The following is a 21,863-nucleotide window of genomic DNA, read 5'->3' as shown; positions in this document are numbered from 1 at the left end:
GTATCCTTAGTCCAGCCGACGCTTGGTTTTCAGCCACGTCAGGCCGATAAACATTACCGCCGAGGCAATCAAAAACAGCGTATTGATGAACAGCACCACCGGAATATTTCCGGCGAGGAACAGGCTTTGCAGCGTGCTGACGAAATAGCGTGCAGGAATCACATAGGTCACCGCGCGGATGGCGGCGGGCATGCTGTCTATCTGGAAAATAAACCCGGACAGCATAATCGACGGCAGAAACGCGGCGTTGAGCGCCACCTGGGCGGCGTTAAACTGGTTGCGAGTGATGGTCGAAATCAGCAGGCCCATGCCGAGCGTGCTCAGCAAAAACAGGCTGGTGATGAAAAACAGCACCAGCAGCGAACCGCGGAACGGCACGTCCATGATGAACACCGATACCAGCATGCACAGCCCCATCGCCAGCATGCCGAGGAAATAGTAGGGGATCAGTTTGCACAGCAGCAGCTCAGCGCGGGTCACTTCCGTCGACAGCAGCGCTTCCATGGTGCCGCGCTCCCATTCACGGGCGACGACAAGCGAGGTCAGGATCGCGCCGATCACCGTCATAATAATGGTGATCGCCCCTGGAATGATGAAGTGCTGACTGATGGCTGCCGGGTTAAACCAGTAGCGCATCTGCACCTCTATCAGCGGTTCAAATTTTTCACCCCGATCTTCCGCCCGTTGCATCTGCCAGATTTGCCAGATGCCCTGCACATAACCCTGTACGAAGTTGGCGGTGTTCGGTTCGCTGCCGTCGGTTATCACCTGCACCGGCGCGGTATCGCCTTCACGTGCCATCTGCGCGGCGAAGTTCATGGGGATAACCACTAAGCCACGAATGCGCCCGGCCTGCATTTTCTGAATCAGATCCTGGCGGTTGTCGCTGATTGTGGCGTCGATATACGGCGAGCCGGTCATCGCGTGGGCGAAATCCAGCGCCTCTTCGCTTTGCTGTTCCAGCAAAATGCCCACCCGCAGCTTGCTGGAATCGAGGTTAATCCCGTAGCCGAAAATAAACAGCAACATCAGCGGGATAACCACTGCGATAAGCCAGCTGCTGGGGTCGCGGATGATTTGCCGTGTCTCTTTCACGCACAGCGCCCGCACGCGCCGCCAGGACAGAACGCTACCGGACATCGTGATGCTCCTTATCCCAGTCGTTAATCAGGGTGATGAACGCCTGCTCCATGGTCGGGTCTGCCGTTTCGGCATCGGCGGCCTGGGCCTTGAGGTCATCCGGCGTACCGCTGGCAATCAGCTTACCGCGATACACCAGCCCGATGCGGTCGCAGTATTCTGCTTCATCCATAAAGTGGGTGGTGACCATCACCGTGACGCCTTTTTCCACCATGCTGTTGATGTGCAGCCAGAATTCGCGGCGGGTGATCGGGTCGACGCCGGAAGTGGGTTCGTCGAGAAACAGAATATCCGGCTCGTGCATCAGCGAGCAGGCCAGTGCCAGGCGCTGTTTATAGCCGAGCGGCAAATCGTCGGTGGCGTGGTCACCAATACTTTTCAGGCCAAAGGCGTCGCTCATGCGTTCTATTTTTTCAGCCTGCGCTTTGCCACGCAGACCGTACACCCCGGAGAAGAAGCGTAGGTTTTGTACCACCGTCAGGTTGCCGTACAGTGAGAATTTCTGCGCCATATAGCCCAGATGCTGGCGGGCTTTGCCGGAGCTGACTTTCAAATCCATATCCAGCACCAGCGCTTTGCCGGAGGTGGGTACCAGCAGGCCGCACATCATTTTAAAGGTCGTCGATTTGCCCGCGCCGTTGGGGCCGAGCAGGCCGAAAATCTCGCCGCGTTTGACGGCAAAATCCACGTGGTCGGTAGCCGCGAAATCACCAAATTTTTTGGTCAGCGCTTTGGCCTCAATCACCGTTTCGCCCGGCGTGCCGTCCACGGTGTGCAGGATCGCCGCCAGCGGGGATTCGGAGGTGCCCGCGCCGCCGAGCAAATCGATAAATGCATCCTCAAAACGCGGGGCGGTTTCGTTAATCTCGATTTCAGGCATTCCGTCTGCCGAGCGGATAACGTCGGCATTGGCATCTTTGGTGAGGATAACGCGCACTGAACGGCCCTGAATCATGCCGTCGCTGACCTGTGGCAGCTTCAGCGTCCGTTGCAACAGCTTACGGTTATTCTCCGCCGGGCTGTTCATCAGGAAACTGCGCCCGCGCATGGTGTCGGTCAGCGCTTTCGGTTCGCCCTGATACAGCAGCTCGCCTTCGTTCATCAGCAGCACGTCGCGACACTGTTCTGCTTCGTCGAGATACGAAGTGCTCCACAGAATCAGCATCCCGTCGCCCGCCAGTTCGTGCACCATCTGCCACAGTTCGCGGCGTGAAATAGGGTCAACGCCGACGCCGGGCTCATCCAGCAGCAACACTTTCGGTTCGCCAACCAGCGTACAGGCCAGGCCTAATTTTTGCTTCATTCCGCCCGAGAGCTTGCCCGCCAGACGTCCGGTGAACGGGCCGAGCGAGGTGAATTCCAGCAGCCGGGCAAAGGTTTTTTCCCGTACCTCGCCGGTAACGCTGCGCAAATCGGCGTATAGCGTCAGGTTTTCCATCACCGTGAGGTCTTCATACAGACCAAATTTCTGCGGCATATAGCCGAGCACCGCGTGCAGGGCGCTGTTGTCGTGAATAGGATCGTAGCCAATCACGCTTATCTGGCCTTCATCGGGTTTTAACAACCCGGCCAGCATCCGCATCAGCGTGGTTTTTCCGGCTCCGTCGGGGCCCACCAGCCCAGTGACGTACCCGGATTGAATGGTGCAGTCCAGCCGCGCGACCGCAGGCTTATCCATGCCAGCGAAGCGTTTGATAAGCCCGTCGAGCTTGATCCCCGCTTCACTCATGCGTATTTCCCTCCGGGAATTTCACGGTGACGGGCATCCCCTGGCGCAGCGCGTCGTCGGCATCCGTCACGATAATACGCAGGCGATACACCAGGTCAGTCCGCAGGTCCGGCGTTTCGACGGTTTTCGGCGTGAACTCTGCGGTCGGCGAAACGAAGCCAATTTTACCGTGGTACGGCTTATCCGGGCGGCCGTCGGTATACAGTTGCAGTTCCTGGCCAGGTCTGGCGCGAGTAAGATTGGTTTCATCCACATACGCGCGCACCCACACCGGACGCGTGAGCGACAGCGTCAGCACGGTGCTGCCCGCGTTGAGCATACTGCCCGGCTCCACGGCACGGGTCAGAATAGTGCCGTCGGACGGTGCGAGCAGAGTTGTGTCCTGCAAATCAAGCTGTGACTGCGCCAGCTGTGCCTGGGCCTGTTCAAGACTGGCTTTCGCCTGGGCAATTTCCTGCGGACGGTTACCGGCGTGGTACTGACTGAGCTTATCCTGTGCGGATTTCAGCGTAGCCTGGGCCTGATCGCGGGACGAACGGGCGTTTTCTAAATCATTGGCAGAAATGGTGCGACTCTTCCACAGCCCTTGCTGGCGCTGATAAAAGTTCTGCGCATAGTCGTAGGCGGCCTGCGCCTGACGCACGGCCGCGGCGGTCTGCGCGATTTCCTCATCGCGATAGCCAGCCAGCAGCAAATCGTATTTCGCCTGGGCCGCCGCCACGTTGGCTTTGGCCTGCATCAGCGCATTTTGATAAGGGGCATGGTCGATTTCGCCGAGCGTTTGTCCTTTCTGCACCGCATCGCCTTCATCCACCTGCAACGCCTGTAAACGACCGCCGACGCGGAAGCTCATATTCACGGTGCGAATGTCAACGTTACCGTACAGCGTCAGGCCGGTGTCCTGTCGGCTCTGGTACCAGAGCGTTCCTCCGGCAATTGCGGCGATGATAATGATGACCGCCAGAATGACGACGATGGGTTTCTTCATAACTTCAGCTCCTTTGCGTTAATCCGTTTAGCAAGAGATCGATATGACAGGTAATGACCTGAAAAATCAGTTCCGCTTTTTGTTCGTCAAACTGGGTCCAGCCGGTGCGCAGCAGGATGGTCTCCCGACCAAGACGAAAGGCGAGAATTTCCCCGAGCAGCGCGTGGGTGTGCAAAATGGTCTGCGTATCTGCCGGATCCCGTCCGGTATACGCCGCGATAAGCCGCGTCAAATACCCGTGCAGCGGGGCAATCACCTGATCGTGGATCAGCTGATAGGCAGGCGAGGGCGAAAGCTGTTCGCGGGAAATAAACTTACTGACGTTGACCGTTTCATCCTGGGTCAGCAGCAGGGTAATATTTTTGCTCGCTTGCAGAATCAGCGTGCGAATGGCGGTGAGATCCGGCGTGGGCTGGTGCAGCAACGTTTCGGCGGCCTCGGCGTGCGGGCGGAAATTGACGCCGATAAAATCAGCAATCCACTGGGCGCAGGCGAGGTATAAATCCTCTTTCGACCCGAAGTAATAGGGGATCGCGGCAATATTTTGTCCGGCCAGTGAAGCGATATCACGGGTAGTGGCATGCAAGCCATATTCGCCAAACTGGGCGATCGCCGCGGCAATCAGCTGGTTTTTGGCCTGTTCGCCTTTGCTGGTGATTGGCGTGGTAGTCATGGTGCCTCTAAAATTAATCAATCGATTGATTAAGACTATGATTGATTTTTCACCGCGTCCACTCCTGGCGGTAAATTATTTCGTGGGACAAGAGAAGCGGGATATTTTATGCGGTGCGTCACAAAAACTGCTACACTCCGCCTCTTGCTGACATTATCGTTTTTGTCTTTTCGTATTATCACTATCACCCTGAAAACGATACCTGTCATGGTCGGGGCGGTTCGGAGTTGTTATGTCTTTTGAAACCCTTGGCCTGAACGCCGAGATCCTGCGCGCAGTCGAAGAGCAGGGTTATCGTCAGCCAACCCCTATCCAGCAACAAGCTATTCCTGCCGTGCTGCAGGGCCGCGATCTGATGGCCAGTGCCCAAACTGGTACCGGTAAAACCGCAGGCTTTACTCTGCCGCTGCTGCAACTGCTGTCGCAGAAAGAACCCCATGCTAAAGGCCGTCGTCCGGTCCGTGCACTTATCCTTACCCCAACCCGCGAACTGGCGGCTCAGGTGGGCGAGAACGTGCGTGAATACAGCCAATACCTGAACATCCGTTCGCTGGTAGTGTTCGGCGGCGTGAGCATCAACCCACAGATGATGAAACTGCGCAGCGGTGTTGACGTGCTGGTCGCGACCCCAGGTCGTCTGCTTGACCTCGAACACCAGAACGCGGTGAGCCTCGATAAAGTCGAAATTTTAGTCCTTGATGAAGCCGACCGCATGCTGGACATGGGCTTTATCCACGACATCCGTCGCGTGCTGGCGAAACTGCCTCCAAAGCGTCAAAACCTGCTGTTCTCCGCGACCTTCTCTGATGAAATCAAAGGTCTGGCGTCCAAATTGCTGCATAACCCGCTTGAAGTTGAAGTGGCGCGTCGCAACACGGCTTCCGAGCAGATCACCCAGCACGTGCATTTCGTTGATAAGAAACGCAAGCGGGAACTGCTGTCGCAGATGATCGGCGAAGGCGACTGGAAACAGGTGCTGGTGTTTACCCGTACCAAACACGGCGCGAACCACCTGGCTGAACAGCTGAATAAAGACGGCATTCGCAGCGCCGCCATTCACGGTAACAAGAGTCAGGGCGCGCGTACCCGTGCACTGGCTGACTTCAAATCCGGCGATCTGCGCGTGCTGGTGGCAACCGACATCGCCGCCCGTGGTCTGGATATCGAAGAACTGCCGCACGTCGTGAACTACGAGCTGCCGAACGTGCCAGAAGACTACGTGCACCGTATCGGTCGTACCGGACGTGCTGCGGCCACCGGTGAAGCGCTGTCGCTGGTGTGCGTGGATGAACACAAACTGCTGCGTGATATCGAGCGTTTGCTGAAGAAAGAGATCCCACGTATCGCCGTTGAAGGTTACGAAGTGGACCCAAGCATCCAGGCGGAGCCGATTCAGAACGGTCGTCAGGGCCGTAGCGGTCGCGGTGGTCAGAGTCAGGGCCAGCCACGTCGTAATGACGGTGGTCAGGCGCGTCGCAGCGACAAACCAGCCGGAAACGGTCAGGCTCGCCGCAGTGATAAACCGGCTTCCGGCAACGGCCAGTCGCGTCGTAGCGAAGGTGACCAGCCGCGCAAAGCCGCTGATGGCGCCGCGCGTCGTCGTCGTCCGCGCAAACCTGCTGCCGCGCAGTAATCGCTCTCAGGCATATCAACATTGTCACGGCACTGTGAGGCGGCTAACATAGCCCGCAGTGTCCGTGAGAGTCCTGGCAATGATTGATAAATTTTCCACTACGCCTGTCTATCTCCAGCTTGAGCAATACCTGACCGCGAAAATTGCGGCGGGTGTGCTGAGGCCAGGCGATGCCATCCCTTCAGAAAGTGAACTCTGCGCCCAGTTTTCCATTTCGCGCATGACGGCGCGGAAAGCGGTGGATTATCTTGTGCGGCAGGGCAAAGTTGAGCGTCGCCGTGGGCAGGGTACTTTTGTGGTGCAGACCAGTAAAACCCTGCGCATTTCATTGCCTCTCGACAGGCATCTTTCCTCCAGCGAAGCCGCGCTCTCCCTTGAAACGCCGGTCGTCAATCGGTTGATCTGTCTGTCTCGCGAATCCGCCCCGGCGCAGATTGCGGATGTCTTAAACATTGCCCCTGGGAGCGACGTCTGGTTTATGAAACGCCTGCGTCTGGTCGGGGACATCCCATTCGTATTTGAACAATCCTGGATGCATTTCGCGCCGTTTAGCGATCTTTGCGAGGCCGATCTGAATGCCTCAAAATACGCGTACATCAGCCGTAAAGGCTTTACCGTTGAGCGTTCTGAAAAAGAGATTCGTGCCGAACTGCCCTCCCAGGAAGTCCGCGATATGCTGGGGATCAAGCGCGATGAACCCGTCTTACATGCCTCTTCAATCGCCATGCTAAAAGATCTTGGGCCCTTCGAGGTTTCAGAGATTTACTACAACCAGCAACACTACCGTTTCACCTTAACCGCCTCCCGCAACTGATTCCTCATTGAGCACCAAAGTGTGATCGATCTTCTGTTTTACTTTTAGTGGGCTAGACAACTATACATTTAAATCGGCTATACTTCGCTCAACATGTCGTTTGTCAGTCATCTTCTACCTTACAGGGACACCATCATGAGTCGGGCGGGCGAGTTTTTACAGGATTTGGGAAAGGCACTGATGATGCCGATTTCCGTCATTGCCGCGGCGGGGATATTCCTCGGGTTGGCCGCGGCACTTCAGAATCCTGCGATTGTGGGTGAGGGCGTCATGCACGCACAGACGATGCAGCTGGCGATCGGTTTTATACGAAAAGTCGCCGGGGCGTTGTTTGGCAACCTGCCATTATTGTTTGCCATTGCCGCCGCCATAGGCCTGGCGCGCGATGAGAAGCCAACCGCCGCCTTTGCCGCGGTTATTGGTTTTGTCACCTTTCATGTTGGCGTCAATTACAGCCTGATGGTGCAGGGGCTGACAGCGGAAACCACGACTGCAGCGGCGTTTGTCGCAAAAGGCTACAGCCAAACGGATGCGGTGATGCATGCCGCGGAATTCGCCAGCACTTTAGGTATTTTTTCCTGGCAGATGAGCGTGCTCGGCGGTGTCATCGCTGGTTTTGTCACGGTTCTGCTGCATAACCGCTTCTATACCATTCAACTGCCAACGGCGATTGCTTATTTTGGCGGCCGTCGTTTTGTACCGATTATCACGGTGATCGTACTGCCGATTGTCGGGGTGGCGATGTCGCTCGTCTGGCCGGTTATTGCCAATGCCATTATTCATATTGGGCGTTTTATCGGCGAATCCGGCGCCTGGGGAACCTTTGTTTATGCCTTCAGCGAGCGGGTACTGATCCCTACCGGTTTGCATCACATCCTCAATGAAACGGTCCGCTTTACCCCGGTCGGTGGCATGGTGCACGTAGATAACGAAAGTGTTATTGGTGCGCTCTCTATCTTCAATTACGGCCTCACTCATCCCGGGCAACTGGCTGATGATACGCTGCGCGAAGCGACGCGTTTCCTTGCTCAGGGGAAAATCCCGGTCATGATGTTTGGTCTGCCAGCGGCAGCGCTGGCCATCTGGCAGTGCGCGAAACCGGAACATAAGCAACGAGTGAAAGCGCTGATGATGGCAGGGGCGCTGGCCTCTTTTATGACCGGAATTACTGAGCCGCTGGAGTTCAGTTTCATCTTCATTTCACCCGTTTTATTCCTGTTCCATGCCGTTATGACCGGACTGTCATTCGCCTTTTCGCAAATGCTGGGCGTGATGATTGGCAATATCCAGGGCGGCTTTATTGATTTTATCGTCTTTGGCGTGCTCGGCGGGGCAAAAACCCACTGGTGGTTCAGTTTGCTGCTCGGATGTCTGTGGGCACCGGTGTACTACTTTACCTTCCGATGGGTGATCCTGCGCATGAAGGTCAAAACACCGGGACGTGAAGAGGAGAGTACCTTTTCTGCGGCGATGGCATTCAAGCCTGAGGGCGCAAATTCTGCGGCACAGATTATCGCGGGCCTGGGCGGGCGTCACAACATTCAGAGCGTGGACTGCTGCTTTACCCGTCTGCGCGTGAAACTGGTCGATATGTCGAAAATAGACGAACAGATGCTGCGCCAAAGTGGCGCCAGTGGCTTCATCCGCGCTACAGACACCGATATTCAGGTTATCTATGGTCCGCAGGTGGAAGGTATCGCCAGTGCGGTAAAGCAGAATTTACTCATCAACGCTACGCAATAAGAGAACTCATCATGAAAACTTCCTTCAATATTGTCCTGGTCGGTGGCGGATCAACCTGGACGCCAGGATTATTGAAAGCCTTATGCAAACTCAAAAATCGTCTGCCGTTGAACAAACTGGTGATGTTTGACGTGGATACCCAGCGTCAGGCGGTGATCGGCGAATATGCAAAAGTCCTGTTCCGTGAAGAGTATCCGGCACTGGAATTTATCTATACCGGCGATGAGAATATTGCTTTTAGCGAGGTGGATTTCGTCTTCTGTCAGATGCGTACCGGTGGCTATGCCATGCGTGAACAGGACGAAAAAATCCCCTTGCGGCTTGGCGTAATCGGCCAGGAAACCTGCGGTGCAGGCGGTTTTGCCTACGGCATGCGGTCGATTGGCGACATGATAGCGCTGGTGGAAAAAGTACGTTCCCGCTCACCGCAAGCATGGATTTTAAACTATACCAACCCGGCCGCCATTGTGGCGGATGCATTGAATAAACGCTTTCCACAGGACAAGCGCATTCTCAATATTTGCGACCAGCCGGTGAATTTGCTGCGTTCCTATGGCCGCTTATTACAGCGTGACCCGGCGACATTTGATCCGGTCTATTTTGGCCTCAACCACTTCGGCTGGTTTACGCATCTTTATGATCAGAACGGGCATGATTTGGTGCCGGAATTAAAAGCCTGGATTGCAGAGAACGGATTTAAGCCTGCGGATGCTGAACAACGGGATGCGTCGTGGCTTGAGACCTACGCTGCCGTGGCTGATATGCTGCGTGATTTCCCGGACTATCTGCCGAATACCTATTTGCAGTACTACCTCTATCCACAGTATAAATTCAGCAAACTGGACCCAAACTATACGCGCGCCAATGAAGTGATGAATGGTCGTGAAAAACGGGTCTTTGACGAATGCCGTACTGCAGCGGCTGAGGGCACGACACGTAACGTCCAGGTCGTCCATAATGATGCGCATGGCGATATGATTGTCGAACTGGCGGAAAGTATCGCCTTCAACCTGAAGAAGAAATTTATCGTCATGGTGCCAAACCATGGGCTGGTAGAAAACCTCGATGACGACGTAATGGTGGAACTGGCGGCAGAAGTGGGTTGCAACGGGCCACGTCCATTTGGGGTGGGCAAAATTCCGGTGTTCTACAAAGGACTCATCGAACAGCAATTTGCCTATGAACGTCTGACCGTAGAGGCCTGGTTTGAGGGTTCCTACACCAAAGCCTTGCAGGCGTTGACACTCAACCGCACCATCGTGGATGCGAAAAAGGCCCGGCAGGTGCTGGATGCACTGATCGAAGCCAATAAAGACTATTGGCCAGCACTGCACTAAAACCGGGGGCGGAGAGGGTTTTCTCCCCTGCATTTTTGCGAGAACAGTTCAGAACGGCGGAAAAAAAGGTACAGCCTGAACGCTAAAAATGCCACAATAGTGGCTGTTTATACAGTATTTCAGGTTCTCCCGATGGCCTTATCCGCCGCGTTAAAAGCGCAAATCGCGTCATGGTACAAGGCGCTCCAGGAACAGATCCCCGACTTTATTCCCCGGGCCCCGCAGCGGCAGATGATTGCCGATGTGGCGAAAACGCTCGCCGGTGACGAGGGCAGGCATCTGGCTATCGAAGCGCCGACCGGCGTCGGTAAAACGCTTTCGTATCTCATTCCCGGCATCGCCATTGCCCGCGAAGAACAAAAAACGCTGGTGATCAGCACCGCTAACGTTGCCTTACAGGATCAGATCTACAGCAAAGATCTGCCGCTGCTGAAAAAAATCATTCCCGATCTGCGCTTCACCGCCGCCTTTGGCCGCGGACGCTATGTGTGCCCCCGTAATCTAACTGCGCTGTCCAGCAGTGAGCCGACGCATCAGGATTTACTGGCGTTTCTCGACGACGAATTAACACCAAACAACAAAGAAGAACAGAAGCGCTGTGCGAAGCTGAAAGCCGATTTGGACAGCTACAAATGGGACGGACTGCGCGATCATACCGATCAGGCTATCGATGACGCGCTCTGGAGCCGCATGAGCACGGATAAAGCCAGCTGTCTCAATCGCAACTGTCACTACTACCGCGAATGCCCATTCTTCGTGGCCCGCCGCGAAATTCAGGAAGCGGAAGTCGTGGTTGCCAACCATGCGCTGGTGATGGCGGCAATGGAAAGCGAGGCGGTCTTGCCGGAAGCCAAAAACCTGCTGCTGGTGCTGGATGAAGGCCACCATTTACCGGACGTCGCCCGCGACGCGCTGGAGATGAGCGCCGAAATCACCGCCTCCTGGTATCGCCTGCAGCTGGATTTATTCATCAAGCTGGTGGCGACCTGCATGGAGCAATTCCGCCCGAAAACCTTCCCGCCCCTGGCTGCGCCCGAACGTCTAAAAGAGCATTGTGACGAGCTGCAGGAACACATTGTTTCGCTGAATAACATTCTCAGCCTGTACATGCCTGCCGGGCCGGAAGCCGAACACCGTTTTGCGATGGGCGAACTGCCGGACGAAATCATGGCGCACTGCCAGCGCCTGGCCAAACTCACCGAAATGCTGCGCGGATTATCGGAGCTGTTTCTCAACGATCTCAGTGAAAAAACCGGCTCGCACGATATTGTGCGTCTGCACCGCGTGCTGTTGCAAATGAACCGCGCGTTGGGAATGTTCGAGGCGCAAAGCAAGCTGTGGAAGCTCTCAGCGATGGTTCAGGCCTCCGGTGCGCCGGTCACTAAATGGGCCACAAGGGATCAGCGCGACGGCCAGCCGCACGTCTGGTTCCACTGCGTGGGTATTCGTGTCAGCGACCAGCTGGAAAAACTGCTCTGGCGGCGCGTGCCGCATATCGTCGTGACGTCCGCGACGCTGCGCTCGCTGAACAGCTTCTCGCGTTTGCAGGAGATGAGCGGCCTGAAGGAAAAAGCGGGCGACCGTTTTGTTGCGCTCGATTCGCCGTTTAACCACGTCGAGCAGGGAAAAATCATCATTCCACGGATGAGCGTCGAGCCGTCGATGGATAACGAAGAGCAGCATCTGGCGGAAATGGCGGCCTATTTCCGCGAGCAGGTCGAGGCCAAAAAGCATTGTGGGATGTTAGTGCTGTTTGCCAGCGGACGCGCGATGCAGCGTTTTCTGGAGTACGTACCTGATTTGCGTTTACTGCTGCTGGTGCAGGGCGATCAGCCGCGTTACCGCCTGGTAGAGCTGCACCGCAAGCGGGTGGAAAGCGGGGAAAGCAGTGTGTTGGTGGGGCTGCAGTCGTTTGCCGAAGGGCTCGATTTGAAAGGCGAATTGCTCAGCCAGGTTCACATCCACAAAATTGCGTTTCCGCCGATCGACAGCCCGGTGGTCATTACCGAGGGCGAGTGGCTGAAAAGCCTGAACCGCTATCCGTTTGAAGTACAAAGCCTGCCGAGCGCCTCGTTTAACCTCATTCAGCAGGTCGGGCGTTTGATCCGAAGCCACAGCTGCTGGGGCGAAGTGATTATTTACGACAAGCGGCTGCTCACCAAAAATTACGGCCCGCGGTTGCTGAACGCCTTACCGGTGTTTCCTATAGAGCAACCGGAGGCGCCAGAAGGTATAGTAAAAAGCAAAAGCACAACTAAGCCGACCCGGCGGAAGCGACGCTAACGTTCGCGGCATGCTGCAGGAGAGATGCATGGACTATCGCAAAATCATTAAAGAAGTCGGTCGTGGCAAAAACCACGCCCGTGATCTGGACACCGATACCGCTCGCGGTTTGTATACCCGGATGTTGAAAGGTGACGTACCGGAGCTGGAGCTGGGCGGCATTCTGATTGCGCTGCGCATAAAAGGTGAGGGTGAGGCCGAAATGCAGGGCTTCTACGAGGCAATGCAGCAGCATACGGTCAGCCTGACGCCACCGATAGCGAAGCCGATGCCGATTGTTATCCCAAGCTATAACGGCGCGCGCAAGCTGGCGAACCTTACGCCACTGCTGGCGATGCTGCTGCACAAACTCGGTTTCCCGGTATTGGTCCACGGCGTCAGCCACGATCCGACCCGCGTGCTAACCGAAACCGTTTTCACTCTGCTGGGTATCGAACCGACGCTGCACGCCGGGCAGGCGCAGGCGAAGCTCGACGGCCATCAGCCGGTTTACATGCCAATTGGCGCGTTCTGCCCGCCGCTCGAAGCTCAGCTCGGCCTGCGTTGGCGAATGGGGGTGCGTAACAGCGCACACACCCTGGCGAAGCTCGCGACGCCGTTTGCCGAAGACGCGGCGCTGCGCTTGTCGAGCGTTTCGCACCCGGAATATGTGCCGCGCGTCGGGAAATTCTTTGAGGGGATCGGCGGTCGCGCGCTGTTGATGCACGGTACGGAAGGTGAGGTTTATGCCAATCCGCAGCGTTGCCCGCAGATGAGCCTGATTGACAGCCACGGTACGCGGGTGCTTGTCGAACGCGAAGATGCGCTGCGGGAAGTACTGCTGCCAGAATCGAAAGATCCGGAAGTGACGGCCAGATGGATTGAGCGCTGCGTCGCGGGCGTTGAGCCGGTACCTGAATCACTGAAAATTCAGATGGCCTGTTGCCTGGTGGCAACCGGAGAAGTGACTGATGTTGCCGCTGGCCTGCAACGGGTCAACGACTGCTGGTGATTTACAGGCATCAAAAAAACCCGTCCAGTGGCGTGGACGGGCGAATAAATAATGAGGGTTATTCAGGTACTGCAGGCATAGCCTAAAGGTCAATGAGGGTTAAATCTGTTCCGGTGATTATTTGTAAATCACCGCAGTACCGCTGATTTTGTTATTGGTGTTAGCAGACGTAATGCTGTAGCCGGTAGCACCTGCCGCTGCGGCTTTCTCAGCCAGTTTCGCTTCCATACCATCCAGCGTAGTCGCGCCTTCTACAGATACGGTACCGATTTTGTTCATGCTCTGTGCTTCAGTCGGGGACACAGGCTGTGCAGCAAACACACCGAAAGAAAGAGCAGAAAGAGCGATGGCAACAGCAGCAGTTTTAATGGTTTTCATGGTTAATCTCTCGCAGGTTATTCTTTAAATGTGACGTTGTTCCGTCGATGTGATGAGTATCACGTTTTTTTGCGAAAGATAAAATCGAATAGACTTGATAGACTTAATCGAATTTTTTGAATGATTAATAAATTACTGATTATTAATAAAATAAAGTCCGCCCCGAAGCTGAAAATGGCATTGAAGCCGAGTGAGGTGTTTTAAGGGCACAGATTGCGACGATTCTTGTATAAAAGTGTGCGCGTAAAGACAACCGGTTACGCTGTGTTGGAAGCTGTAGTTTTGTCAGTAAATCTACACATTGCGAGGTAGTGCGGAACTATACACCGATCTAACAGGATTTTTAAAGTATTTATTCTGAGGTGATTCAGGGGGTATTTCCCAGGGGGAAAAAGAAAGCGCCTGCTATTTGAGGCGCTTTTCTGAGCGGAATAACTTCAACAGTTTATTTGTAGATGGTAGCGGTGCCGAACATTTTGTTATCACCGCTGGCGGAGTTAACCACATACCCTTTAGCCCCTTCCTGCTGCGCTTTTTCTGCAAGCTTCGCCTGAAGATCACCAAAGTCATCAGCACCAGAAACCGACACTGTACCTGACGGACGCAATTGTCCGGTGTCACCTTTCATGAGTTGTTGAGGTTCGGCGGAAGCCGAAAAAGAGAGCATCGACAACGCACCAGCAGCGACCAGAAGCAACAATCTTTTCATGTGCACATCCTCTCTGTATCCACGGGGGATAACGTAAGTGTAGGTGTTGAGGAAATGTGACATGCCGCAAAAAATTGATGATGATCTGCGCGTTTTTTGAACGACATTTTTTGACAAAAAACTGACAAATCAGCCACAAATAAGTGGCTGATCGAATGAGAAATTATCGGGCGTCGGGGCGGATTAAATCAAAACGCTGGCTTTCATCGATGCTGTAATACGCGCTTGGGCCACCGGCACGCAGCACCGGTTTGGCTTTCGCGGTCTGATATATGCCGTTTTCCAGCAGCGATTCATCAATATGCACCGCCACCACTTCACCAAGCACCAGCCAGGTATCCACCGCCGTGCCATCCGCGGCAGTAAGCTGAATGCATTGCGATAAGCGGCACTCGAAATTCACCGGGCTTTCCGCCACGCGCGGGGCGCGAACCAGACGGCTTTCGACAGGCGTCAGCCCGGCGCGGATAAACTCATCTTCGCCGTGAGCGAGACTGGCTGAGGTTTCATTCATGGCGCTGGCAAGGTCGAGCGTGGTGAGATTCCAGACAAATTCGCGTGTTTCAACGATATTTTGCACGCTGTCTTTCCAACCGCTACTGGCGAAGCCGATGATCGGTGGACGATAGTTAAAGCAGTTAAAGAAGCTGTATGGCGCCAGATTACGTTTTCCATGCGCATCGACGGAGGCAATCCAGCCAATTGGGCGTGGGCCAATGATCGCATTGAGGGGGTCATGCGGCAGTCCGTGACCGTCTGAAGGCTGATAAAAATACATGGTGCACCTGTCCCGTGAAATAATAAGAAGACTCACTTATTTACGCCACCCGCGTCAACGGGTATCTTACGCGCCGTCAACAGGAGGAAGCTATGAAAGCTCAAAAGCCAGGATTACACCCGCGTAATCGTCACCACGACCGATACGATTTACCCGCATTGTGCAAGGACACACCGGCACTTGCAGCGTTTATCGTCGCCAACCCGGCCGGGGAGCAGACCATTAACTTTGCCGATCCCGACGCGGTAAAGACCCTGAATCAGGCGCTGCTGGCGCACTTTTATCAGGTGAAAGCGTGGAATATTCCAGACGGTTTCCTCTGCCCACCGGTCCCGGGCCGTGCAGACTACATGCATCATTTGGCGGATTTGCTGACTGAAGCGAACGGCAGCCTGCCGCAAAACGCCAGCGTGCTGGATATCGGCACTGGCGCGAACCTGATTTATCCGCTGATTGGCAGCCACGAATACGGCTGGCGTTTCACCGGCACCGAAGTGAGCGCCGAAGCCCTCACCGCGGCGCAGGCGATTATTGATGCTAACCCGGGCATGAGCCGTCAGATCCGTTTGCGTCGTCAAAAGGATGAACAGGCGATCCTTGCGGGCATGATCCATAAAAATGAATTCTTCGAGGCGATGGTCTGTAACCCGCCGTTCCATGATTCCGCTGAAAGTGCGCGCGAAGGTAATGAACGTAAACGTCGCAACCTCGGACAGCAGAAACACGAGACCCTGAACTTTGGTGGTCAGAATCAGGAACTGTGGTGTGAAGGCGGTGAAGTGGCCTTTATCCGCAAAATGATCGCCGAAAGCCGCGAGTATGGTCGTCAGGTGATGTGGTTCACTTCGCTGGTGTCGCGCGGCGATAATCTGCCGATGCTCTATTCCGCGCTGACTGAAGCCGGTGCGGTGAAAGTGGTGAAAAAAGAGATGGCCCAGGGTCAAAAGCAAAGCCGCTTCATCGCCTGGACTTTCCTTGATGAGGACAAACGTCGCCGCTTTGTCGCTCGCGCACGCTAATCACAGCGTCGGTTGATTCGGCGTTGGCGGCTCAGGCGCTGCTAATGCTGGGTTGCCGGGCGAAGGCAGTACCTGATACGTCTGCACCGGCGCGCGGATCCCCGCTTTATCGAAGTGCTTCTTCACCTGCGTATCCAGCGCAAAACGCACCGTCCATTGCTTTAACGGCAGGGTAGTGAACGACGCCCGTAGCGTGAAGGCGGTGTTGGTCAACCCAACCAGCCCGGCAAACGACGGTTCACCTATCACCAGCCCGCGAATATCTTCCTGCTCCATCAGCTCCGTCACCGCCGCTTTCAGGGCGTCATTAGCCTTATCAACGTCTTCTCCACGATCCACATCGTAATTCGCAACTACCGAACCTATGCCGCGCACGAAGTTGGCGAAGGTCGTGATCGAGGACCACGGAATAATGTGGTACGCCCCGGTATCCTGACGTACGCCTACCGAACGAATCGACATCCGTTCTACCGTGCCGGTCAGCGGCCCGATGGTGACCAAATCCCCGGTGTTCATTCCGTTTTCAAATTGGATGAAAATCCCGGTGATGATGTCTTTTACCAGGGTCTGCGAACCAAAGGAAATCGCCAGCCCCAATGCACCGGCACCCGCCAGCAGCGGTGCAATGTTCACGCCAATTTCCGACAGCAGGATCATCACCGTGATCGTACTGATGACCACCGCCAGGGCATTGCGGAACAGCGTTAGCAGCGTGCGGGCGCGTGCGCTCGGCAGCGGGCGGCCATGAATGTCGGACGCCAGCCGGTTTTCTATCAGGCTCGCCAACAGCGTCCAGCCGATGGCCGAGAAGAACAAAATCAGCGCGATGCGGATCAGCACATCCACCGTTTTTTCGCCCGCGCCGTTGTGCAGCCAGCTCCAGAAGTCGAACAGTCCCCAGGCGCTGAGCAGCAGCATCACTGATACGCAAACCGTCAGGATCCGCGCGGCCTTCAGCGACGCCGAAAGCCAGCCATTCAGCCGCTTTTGCAGCTCCGGATAGTTACGCTGCGTTTCCGGTGACAGGGTGATGGTTTTGGCAATCCAGCGCGACAAAATTCCGGAGATAAATGCGGCGATACCAATGATGGCGAGGCTTCTGACCGACGCGCCCATCATGAATTTCAGGCTGTTGCCTGGGTCGAACAGTGAGAAAAAGAACAGCACGATAAAGTAGGCGCTGGCGATCCAGTGCCAGACCAGTGCGAAGGCGCGAATGAACAAGCTAAAGAAGGACAGCGAACGGTTGGCCAGCCCGATAAGGCTTTCGGTAATGGCCTTCTTGTTGTGGAAAATCAGCCACAATGCCCAGACGGTGATGCACAGCATAATGACCACGTTGGCCAGCGCCCCAGTCTGGACGTTCACCTGGTTGGACATGATAGGCACCGCAACGATAAGTCCGTAGCCAATCACCCCGCTCAGCAGGCTGAGGCGCAGGCTCCAGTAGCGAGCGGCCTCATCCTGAATAGTGAATGGACGCAGATCCGGCACGCGAGGGCAGAAAATCAGGCGCAGAATGGCTTTAAAGAACTCGATAAGCGCGAAGGCGTTCAGGAACAGGCTTTGTTGAAAGGCCACGGTACGGCTACCGCCGTTGAGCCTGTCGCTCAGCATTTGCCCGACGAACAGCGTCAACGCCAACAGCAACAGGTCGATAATCATTGCGGCAGTGATCATCGCGGGCAGGTGCAGCCAGTTGCTGCGATCGCGGTTCTTCTTCCGTCCCCATTTCCCCATTTTTCGATACAGCGGCAGAGCGCAAAGGCGCAGTAGGGCGTAGAAGGCGAAGACCAGCCCCGCCAGCAGCAAAAAGTGGCTCACTGCGTTGCTAAAGGTCTGTGAATTGAAAGGCTTATGCTGAGCGGTCGAGATATTGCGCCACAACTGGGCAAAACGGGTGGAGAGCGCTTCACCGTAGTGACGGCTAACGTCAGTCACACTTTCCAGCACCGTCTTTTCTGCACTGACGGGCGGCGGCGTGAGCTGAGGCACTTTCTCCTGCGGCGGTGTAGCAGCGGCACTGCGTAGCTGTTTGATGAGCTCCTGACGCGAGGAGTCATTTTCCAGCACGTCGGCAAGCGCTGCGTAAGCGGCTTTTTTCTGCGCCGCGTCGGGTTCAGTGGGCGGCGTTTGAGAAGTTGTGCTGGTGGTCGATGTGGTCACGCCGGGGAGAGTGACCGCCTGTAGCGGGGCACAGAACAGCGACGCAAGCAGCAACAGGATCCACGGCACAGGCAACTCCCTTTCAAATCATCAACAAAATGATAAGTATAGCGACTCAGGGAGAGGGGGCAGATTTTGGGAGGATTCTCTCCCCCAGGACGGGGGAGAGCAGGGCATTACGACACGTGCTGCAAAAATTCCTGCAGGCGCTGGCTCGGCGGGTTGTCGATCAGCGTTTGTGGGTTACCATCTTCAGCTATGCGGCCTTTATCGATGAAGATCAGACGCGATGCCACTTTCTCCGCAAAGCCGATTTCGTGGGTCACGATAACCATCGTCATACCTTCTTCAGCCAAATCCTGCATCACCTTCAGCACTTCATGGCGCAGCTCCGGGTCGAGCGCAGAGGTCGGCTCATCGAACAGCATCATTTTCGGTTTCACCGCTAGCGCACGGGCAATGGCCACACGCTGCTGCTGGCCGCCGGAAAGCTCAGATGGATAGTGATGCCCGCGCTCGGCAAGGCCGACTTTGGCCAGCAGGTCTTTCGCCACCTTTTCAGCTTCGGCTTTGGATGCACCACGCACGCGCTGCGGGCCAAACATCACGTTTTCCAGCGCTGTCAGGTGTGGGAACAGGTAAAACTGCTGGAATACCATGCCGGCTTCCTGGCGAATTAACCGCTCGTCGACTTTCGGGTCATTGACCTTCAGACCATCGACCACGAGGTCGCCGCTGGTGATTTCTTCGAGCTTGTTGATGCAGCGCAGCAGGGTAGATTTACCAGAGCCAGACGGCCCGATAATCACCACCACTTCACCTTTCGTGATGTTCAAATCGATGTTGTGTAGCACCTGGGTTTGCCCAAAATGCTTGGAGACGTTTTTAAATTCAATCACAGGATTTTCATCCTTCTTTCAAGAATGCGGAGCACGATGTTCAGGACCTGGGTGATGATCAGATAAATCACGCCGACGGCGGTCCAGATCTCCAGGGCACGGAAGTTGCCAGCGATAATTTCCTGGCCGCTGCGGGTCAGTTCGGCCGCGCCGATGACGATGAACAGCGAAGTATCTTTGATGCTGATGATCAGCTGGTTGCCAAGGGATGGCAGCATGCGGCGCAGCGCCAGCGGCATGATCACGTGGCGAATGGCTTCACGACGCGACAGTCCGAGCGCAAGGCCCGCTTCGCTGAAGCCTTTATGAATTGACAGCACAGCCCCACGGGTGATTTCCGCGATGTAGGCCCCGGAGTTGATCATGATGGTAATAACCGCGGCGGTGAAGGTATCAATGCGAATATCCGGGAAGGCCATCGGCAGGGCGAAGTAGATATACATCACCTGGACGACGATAGGCGTACCGCGAATAATCTCGATGAATACGAGAGCCACGTGGTTGGCAATCCAACCGCCGTAGGTGCGGGCTAAACCCGCGACGAGGCCGATAATAATACCGCCCGCTAACCCGAGGACCGAAATCCACAGAGTCATTTTGGCGCCATCCAGCAGGATTGGAATGGCAGGCCAGATGACGCTCCAGTCAAACTGCATAATATGTTCCTGTTACCGTTTTACCGTGGTTCAAAATGAGCAGGGGCGAAAGGCCGCCCCTGATAAATTTACGTCTAATTAACCGTCATTATTTTGGTTCAGTGCCGAACCATTTTTTGTAGATTTCGTTGTACTGACCATTCTCATGCAGTTTTTTCAGCGCGCCGTTCACTTTCTCACGCAGGTCGTCGCTGCCTTTCGGGAACGCGATGCCGTACTGCTGTGCTTCCAGAGACTCACCGACAGCTTTAAACTGGCCGTGACCCGCGGTTTTGATGAAGTACAGAATGTTTGGGGTGTCGTGCAGAACGGCATCAGCACGGTTGGTGCCGAGTTCCATATACGCGTTGTCGATGTTCGGGAACTGGCGCAGGTCTTTCGGTTTGAGGTTGGCTTTCGCGTAATCTACGGAACCGGTACCGCTCTTCACGGCGACAACTTTACCGTCCAGGTCTTTCACGCTTTTAATGTCGTTGTTGTTGGCTTTAACCATCACCAGCAGACCGCTTTTGTAGTAGCCATCAGAGAAGTCGATAGCTTTTTTACGTTCGTCGGTAATGGTTATCCCGGCCAGTGCCAGGTCGATGTTTTTGGTCTGCAGTGCAGGAATGATGCCGCTGAAATCCATTGGCTTCAGGGTGTAGTCGAGCTTCAGTTCTTTGGCGACAGCGGCCCACAAATCAATATCGAAACCGACGTATTTGTCGCCCTGTTTGAATTCAAACGGAACGAATGCGGTATCGGTGGCCACAACCAGCTGCTTTTCCGCGGCCTGAGAAGAAACTGCAAAGGCCAGGGTCAGTGCAGCCAGTGAAACTTTAAATACAGACTTCATAGCATTTCCTTTTATAACCACGGGGCAATCCCCTGCGAGAACAATCCGCATATGAAAGAATCGTGCCAATTTTACAACGTGTTGTTTTACAACGAGGCGGTAGCCGTTTGTTGCACAAAAAAGGTTGCAAGGCACACGATATGCACCGCGATGAGGCACCAAAATGGTGCGTCTCTGGCGCGGGCCAGGTCGTGGGGTTATTAAGCGCAAATTGCGGTGATAAAACAATCTTTCGTTAACGATTGTGTGAAGTGATAATTACAATTGATTTACTTATGCGGGCGTGGAACGGCACTTGATGCACCATAGAAGTGCAAAACCCCTCGTGCGAGGGGTTCTGAGGAATAAGTAAAACGAATACTTATTCGATGTTAGATTCGATGAACCACAGGAATTTATCCAGGTCGCGCGATGCGGCGGTAAGAATGTCTGCGGTGTCTTCGTCTTTGGCTTCAGAAACGGCTTTACGCACGTCGTTGGCAACAATCGCGTAACGATCGGCCAGCTCTTTCAGGTGATCCTGAACGGTGTGGATGTCCAGCGGATAGCTTTTCAGCGCGGTTTTACTGTTTACAACCTGTGTGGTTCCCAGTGCGACACCGCCCAGCTGTACAGCACGTTCTGCCATAGTATCGAGGTGATCAATAAGCGCTGTGCGGAAACCGTCAAGCATCTCATGGACGGCAATAAAGTTTGCACCGCGCATATTCCAGTGAGCCTGTTTGGTTATCAGTGACAGGTCAATGAACTGGATAACCTGGCGATTAAGCAACTCGATAGTCGCTTTTTTCTCGCTATCCGATACATCATTACGGGTATAGAGCAGATTAGATGTTTTGGTTTTGACCAGTTTAGCGGTACTCATAATTTCATATCCTCTTGATCTAATAATCCCAGTGAATTACCGGAAATAAGTATAGCACCGGATGTTCATGCTGCCGGAAAGTTAATACCTATCGGTTTAATAGCGCAGTTGACGTTGAAGGTAGTGAAATCGTTTATAAACAAGGTGATAGGTGTTTGTTTATAAATGATTTCTAATTAAGTAAGAAAGGTCTGTTTATTGCAAAAATATTTATGCAGGAAAATGGT

The 21,863-nt window shown here is 54.8% G+C and carries 19 protein-coding genes; 7 read left to right on the top strand and 12 right to left on the bottom strand.

The window, feature by feature from the left end; genetic code table 11:
* Positions 1-6 precede the first annotated feature (6 nt).
* Genes MUU51_RS18975 through cecR form a run of 4 tightly spaced genes read right to left on the bottom strand, consistent with a single transcriptional unit; the run spans position 7 to position 4,530 of the window.
* Positions 7-1,140 (bottom strand): ABC transporter permease, encoded by a 1,134-nt coding sequence (locus tag MUU51_RS18975; protein WP_258968364.1) that lies wholly within the window; start codon positions 1,138-1,140, stop codon positions 7-9.
* Positions 1,130-2,869 carry an ATP-binding cassette domain-containing protein gene (locus tag MUU51_RS18970; RefSeq protein ID WP_159773589.1) on the bottom strand — a complete coding sequence of 580 codons (1,740 nt, stop codon included), beginning with the start codon at positions 2,867-2,869 and terminating at the stop codon, positions 1,130-1,132. The genes MUU51_RS18975 and MUU51_RS18970 overlap by 11 nt, the downstream gene beginning before the upstream one ends.
* The gene (hlyD, locus tag MUU51_RS18965; protein ID WP_258968363.1) at positions 2,862-3,857 is read right to left on the bottom strand and encodes a secretion protein HlyD; all 996 of its coding nucleotides are present in this window, start codon (positions 3,855-3,857) and stop codon (positions 2,862-2,864) included. Before hlyD ends, MUU51_RS18970 begins: the two co-directional genes overlap by 8 nt.
* A 4-nt stretch (positions 3,858-3,861) precedes the next feature.
* Complete coding sequence (gene cecR, locus MUU51_RS18960) at positions 3,862-4,530, bottom strand: transcriptional regulator CecR (protein ID WP_159773585.1); 669 nt, start codon at positions 4,528-4,530, stop codon at positions 3,862-3,864.
* Positions 4,531-4,762: 232 nt separating this feature from the next.
* On the opposite strand from cecR, the gene rhlE reads away from it, so the two are divergent.
* The 6 genes from rhlE to ybiB all read left to right on the top strand — a co-directional run bounded on the left by rhlE (position 4,763) and on the right by ybiB (position 13,331).
* On the top strand, positions 4,763-6,163 hold the full coding sequence (rhlE, locus tag MUU51_RS18955) for an ATP-dependent RNA helicase RhlE (RefSeq protein WP_159773583.1): 1,401 nt from the start codon (positions 4,763-4,765) through the stop codon (positions 6,161-6,163).
* A 79-nt stretch (positions 6,164-6,242) separates the two neighbouring features.
* A complete protein-coding gene (locus MUU51_RS18950; protein WP_159773581.1) occupies positions 6,243-6,977 on the top strand; it encodes a GntR family transcriptional regulator in 735 nt (244 codons plus the stop codon).
* Positions 6,978-7,112: 135 nt separating this feature from the next.
* A complete protein-coding gene (locus MUU51_RS18945; protein ID WP_258968362.1) occupies positions 7,113-8,720 on the top strand; it encodes a PTS transporter subunit EIIC in 1,608 nt (535 codons plus the stop codon).
* A gap of 11 nt (positions 8,721-8,731) precedes the next feature.
* Positions 8,732-10,057 (top strand): 6-phospho-alpha-glucosidase, encoded by a 1,326-nt coding sequence (locus MUU51_RS18940; protein WP_159773560.1) that lies wholly within the window; start codon positions 8,732-8,734, stop codon positions 10,055-10,057.
* Positions 10,058-10,189: 132 nt separating this feature from the next.
* Positions 10,190-12,340, top strand: coding sequence for an ATP-dependent DNA helicase DinG (dinG, locus tag MUU51_RS18935; protein WP_159773558.1), 2,151 nt, complete (start codon positions 10,190-10,192; stop codon positions 12,338-12,340).
* A 28-nt stretch (positions 12,341-12,368) separates the two neighbouring features.
* Positions 12,369-13,331, top strand: coding sequence for a DNA-binding protein YbiB (ybiB, locus tag MUU51_RS18930; RefSeq protein WP_159773556.1), 963 nt, complete (start codon positions 12,369-12,371; stop codon positions 13,329-13,331).
* 117 nt (positions 13,332-13,448) lie between these two features.
* Here the strand turns inward: ybiB and ybiJ are convergent, their stop codons facing one another.
* The 3 genes from ybiJ to MUU51_RS18915 all read right to left on the bottom strand — a co-directional run bounded on the left by ybiJ (position 13,449) and on the right by MUU51_RS18915 (position 15,196).
* The gene (gene ybiJ / locus MUU51_RS18925; RefSeq protein ID WP_159773554.1) at positions 13,449-13,709 is read right to left on the bottom strand and encodes a DUF1471 family protein YbiJ; all 261 of its coding nucleotides are present in this window, start codon (positions 13,707-13,709) and stop codon (positions 13,449-13,451) included.
* Positions 13,710-14,154: 445 nt separating this feature from the next.
* A complete protein-coding gene (locus tag MUU51_RS18920; protein WP_159773552.1) occupies positions 14,155-14,418 on the bottom strand; it encodes a YdgH/BhsA/McbA-like domain containing protein in 264 nt (87 codons plus the stop codon).
* 163 nt (positions 14,419-14,581) lie between these two features.
* Positions 14,582-15,196, bottom strand: coding sequence for a flavin reductase family protein (locus tag MUU51_RS18915; protein WP_258968361.1), 615 nt, complete (start codon positions 15,194-15,196; stop codon positions 14,582-14,584).
* Positions 15,197-15,288: 92 nt separating this feature from the next.
* Between MUU51_RS18915 and rlmF the strand changes: the two genes are divergently transcribed.
* Complete coding sequence (rlmF, locus tag MUU51_RS18910; protein ID WP_258968360.1) at positions 15,289-16,215, top strand: 23S rRNA (adenine(1618)-N(6))-methyltransferase RlmF; 927 nt, start codon at positions 15,289-15,291, stop codon at positions 16,213-16,215.
* Here rlmF and ybiO read toward each other — a convergent pair whose 3' ends face one another.
* The 5 genes from ybiO to dps form a co-directional block, all read right to left on the bottom strand.
* Positions 16,216-18,450 (bottom strand): mechanosensitive channel protein, encoded by a 2,235-nt coding sequence (gene ybiO, locus MUU51_RS18905; protein WP_159773548.1) that lies wholly within the window; start codon positions 18,448-18,450, stop codon positions 16,216-16,218.
* Positions 18,451-18,557: 107 nt separating this feature from the next.
* Positions 18,558-19,280, bottom strand: a complete 723-nt coding sequence (glnQ, locus tag MUU51_RS18900) for a glutamine ABC transporter ATP-binding protein GlnQ (RefSeq protein WP_159773546.1) — start codon at positions 19,278-19,280, stop codon at positions 18,558-18,560.
* Complete coding sequence (glnP, locus tag MUU51_RS18895) at positions 19,277-19,936, bottom strand: glutamine ABC transporter permease GlnP (RefSeq protein WP_110510010.1); 660 nt, start codon at positions 19,934-19,936, stop codon at positions 19,277-19,279. The genes glnQ and glnP overlap by 4 nt, the downstream gene beginning before the upstream one ends.
* A gap of 88 nt (positions 19,937-20,024) precedes the next feature.
* On the bottom strand, positions 20,025-20,771 hold the full coding sequence (gene glnH / locus MUU51_RS18890; RefSeq protein WP_159773544.1) for a glutamine ABC transporter substrate-binding protein GlnH: 747 nt from the start codon (positions 20,769-20,771) through the stop codon (positions 20,025-20,027).
* Positions 20,772-21,132: 361 nt separating this feature from the next.
* Positions 21,133-21,636 carry a DNA starvation/stationary phase protection protein Dps gene (gene dps / locus MUU51_RS18885; protein ID WP_110510008.1) on the bottom strand — a complete coding sequence of 168 codons (504 nt, stop codon included), beginning with the start codon at positions 21,634-21,636 and terminating at the stop codon, positions 21,133-21,135.
* Positions 21,637-21,863 lie beyond the last annotated feature (227 nt).

The organism is Scandinavium manionii, assembly GCF_024764775.1.
Classification (GTDB): Bacteria; Pseudomonadota; Gammaproteobacteria; order Enterobacterales; family Enterobacteriaceae; genus Scandinavium; species Scandinavium manionii.
The sequence above is the reverse complement of the archived record's forward strand: the minus strand, read 5'-3'. Positions and strand labels throughout refer to the sequence as shown.

Coding starts and splice junctions, on each gene's coding strand:
- MUU51_RS18975 (WP_258968364.1), bottom strand. CDS start 1,140: ATGTCCGGTAGCGTTCTGTCCTGGCGGCGCGTGCGGGCGCTGTGCGTG.
- MUU51_RS18970 (WP_159773589.1), bottom strand. CDS start 2,869: ATGAGTGAAGCGGGGATCAAGCTCGACGGGCTTATCAAACGCTTCGCT.
- hlyD (WP_258968363.1), bottom strand. CDS start 3,857: ATGAAGAAACCCATCGTCGTCATTCTGGCGGTCATCATTATCATCGCC.
- cecR (WP_159773585.1), bottom strand. CDS start 4,530: ATGACTACCACGCCAATCACCAGCAAAGGCGAACAGGCCAAAAACCAG.
- rhlE (WP_159773583.1), top strand. CDS start 4,763: ATGTCTTTTGAAACCCTTGGCCTGAACGCCGAGATCCTGCGCGCAGTC.
- MUU51_RS18950 (WP_159773581.1), top strand. CDS start 6,243: ATGATTGATAAATTTTCCACTACGCCTGTCTATCTCCAGCTTGAGCAA.
- MUU51_RS18945 (WP_258968362.1), top strand. CDS start 7,113: ATGAGTCGGGCGGGCGAGTTTTTACAGGATTTGGGAAAGGCACTGATG.
- MUU51_RS18940 (WP_159773560.1), top strand. CDS start 8,732: ATGAAAACTTCCTTCAATATTGTCCTGGTCGGTGGCGGATCAACCTGG.
- dinG (WP_159773558.1), top strand. CDS start 10,190: ATGGCCTTATCCGCCGCGTTAAAAGCGCAAATCGCGTCATGGTACAAG.
- ybiB (WP_159773556.1), top strand. CDS start 12,369: ATGGACTATCGCAAAATCATTAAAGAAGTCGGTCGTGGCAAAAACCAC.
- ybiJ (WP_159773554.1), bottom strand. CDS start 13,709: ATGAAAACCATTAAAACTGCTGCTGTTGCCATCGCTCTTTCTGCTCTT.
- MUU51_RS18920 (WP_159773552.1), bottom strand. CDS start 14,418: ATGAAAAGATTGTTGCTTCTGGTCGCTGCTGGTGCGTTGTCGATGCTC.
- MUU51_RS18915 (WP_258968361.1), bottom strand. CDS start 15,196: ATGTATTTTTATCAGCCTTCAGACGGTCACGGACTGCCGCATGACCCC.
- rlmF (WP_258968360.1), top strand. CDS start 15,289: ATGAAAGCTCAAAAGCCAGGATTACACCCGCGTAATCGTCACCACGAC.
- glnP (WP_110510010.1), bottom strand. CDS start 19,936: ATGCAGTTTGACTGGAGCGTCATCTGGCCTGCCATTCCAATCCTGCTG.
- glnH (WP_159773544.1), bottom strand. CDS start 20,771: ATGAAGTCTGTATTTAAAGTTTCACTGGCTGCACTGACCCTGGCCTTT.
- dps (WP_110510008.1), bottom strand. CDS start 21,636: ATGAGTACCGCTAAACTGGTCAAAACCAAAACATCTAATCTGCTCTAT.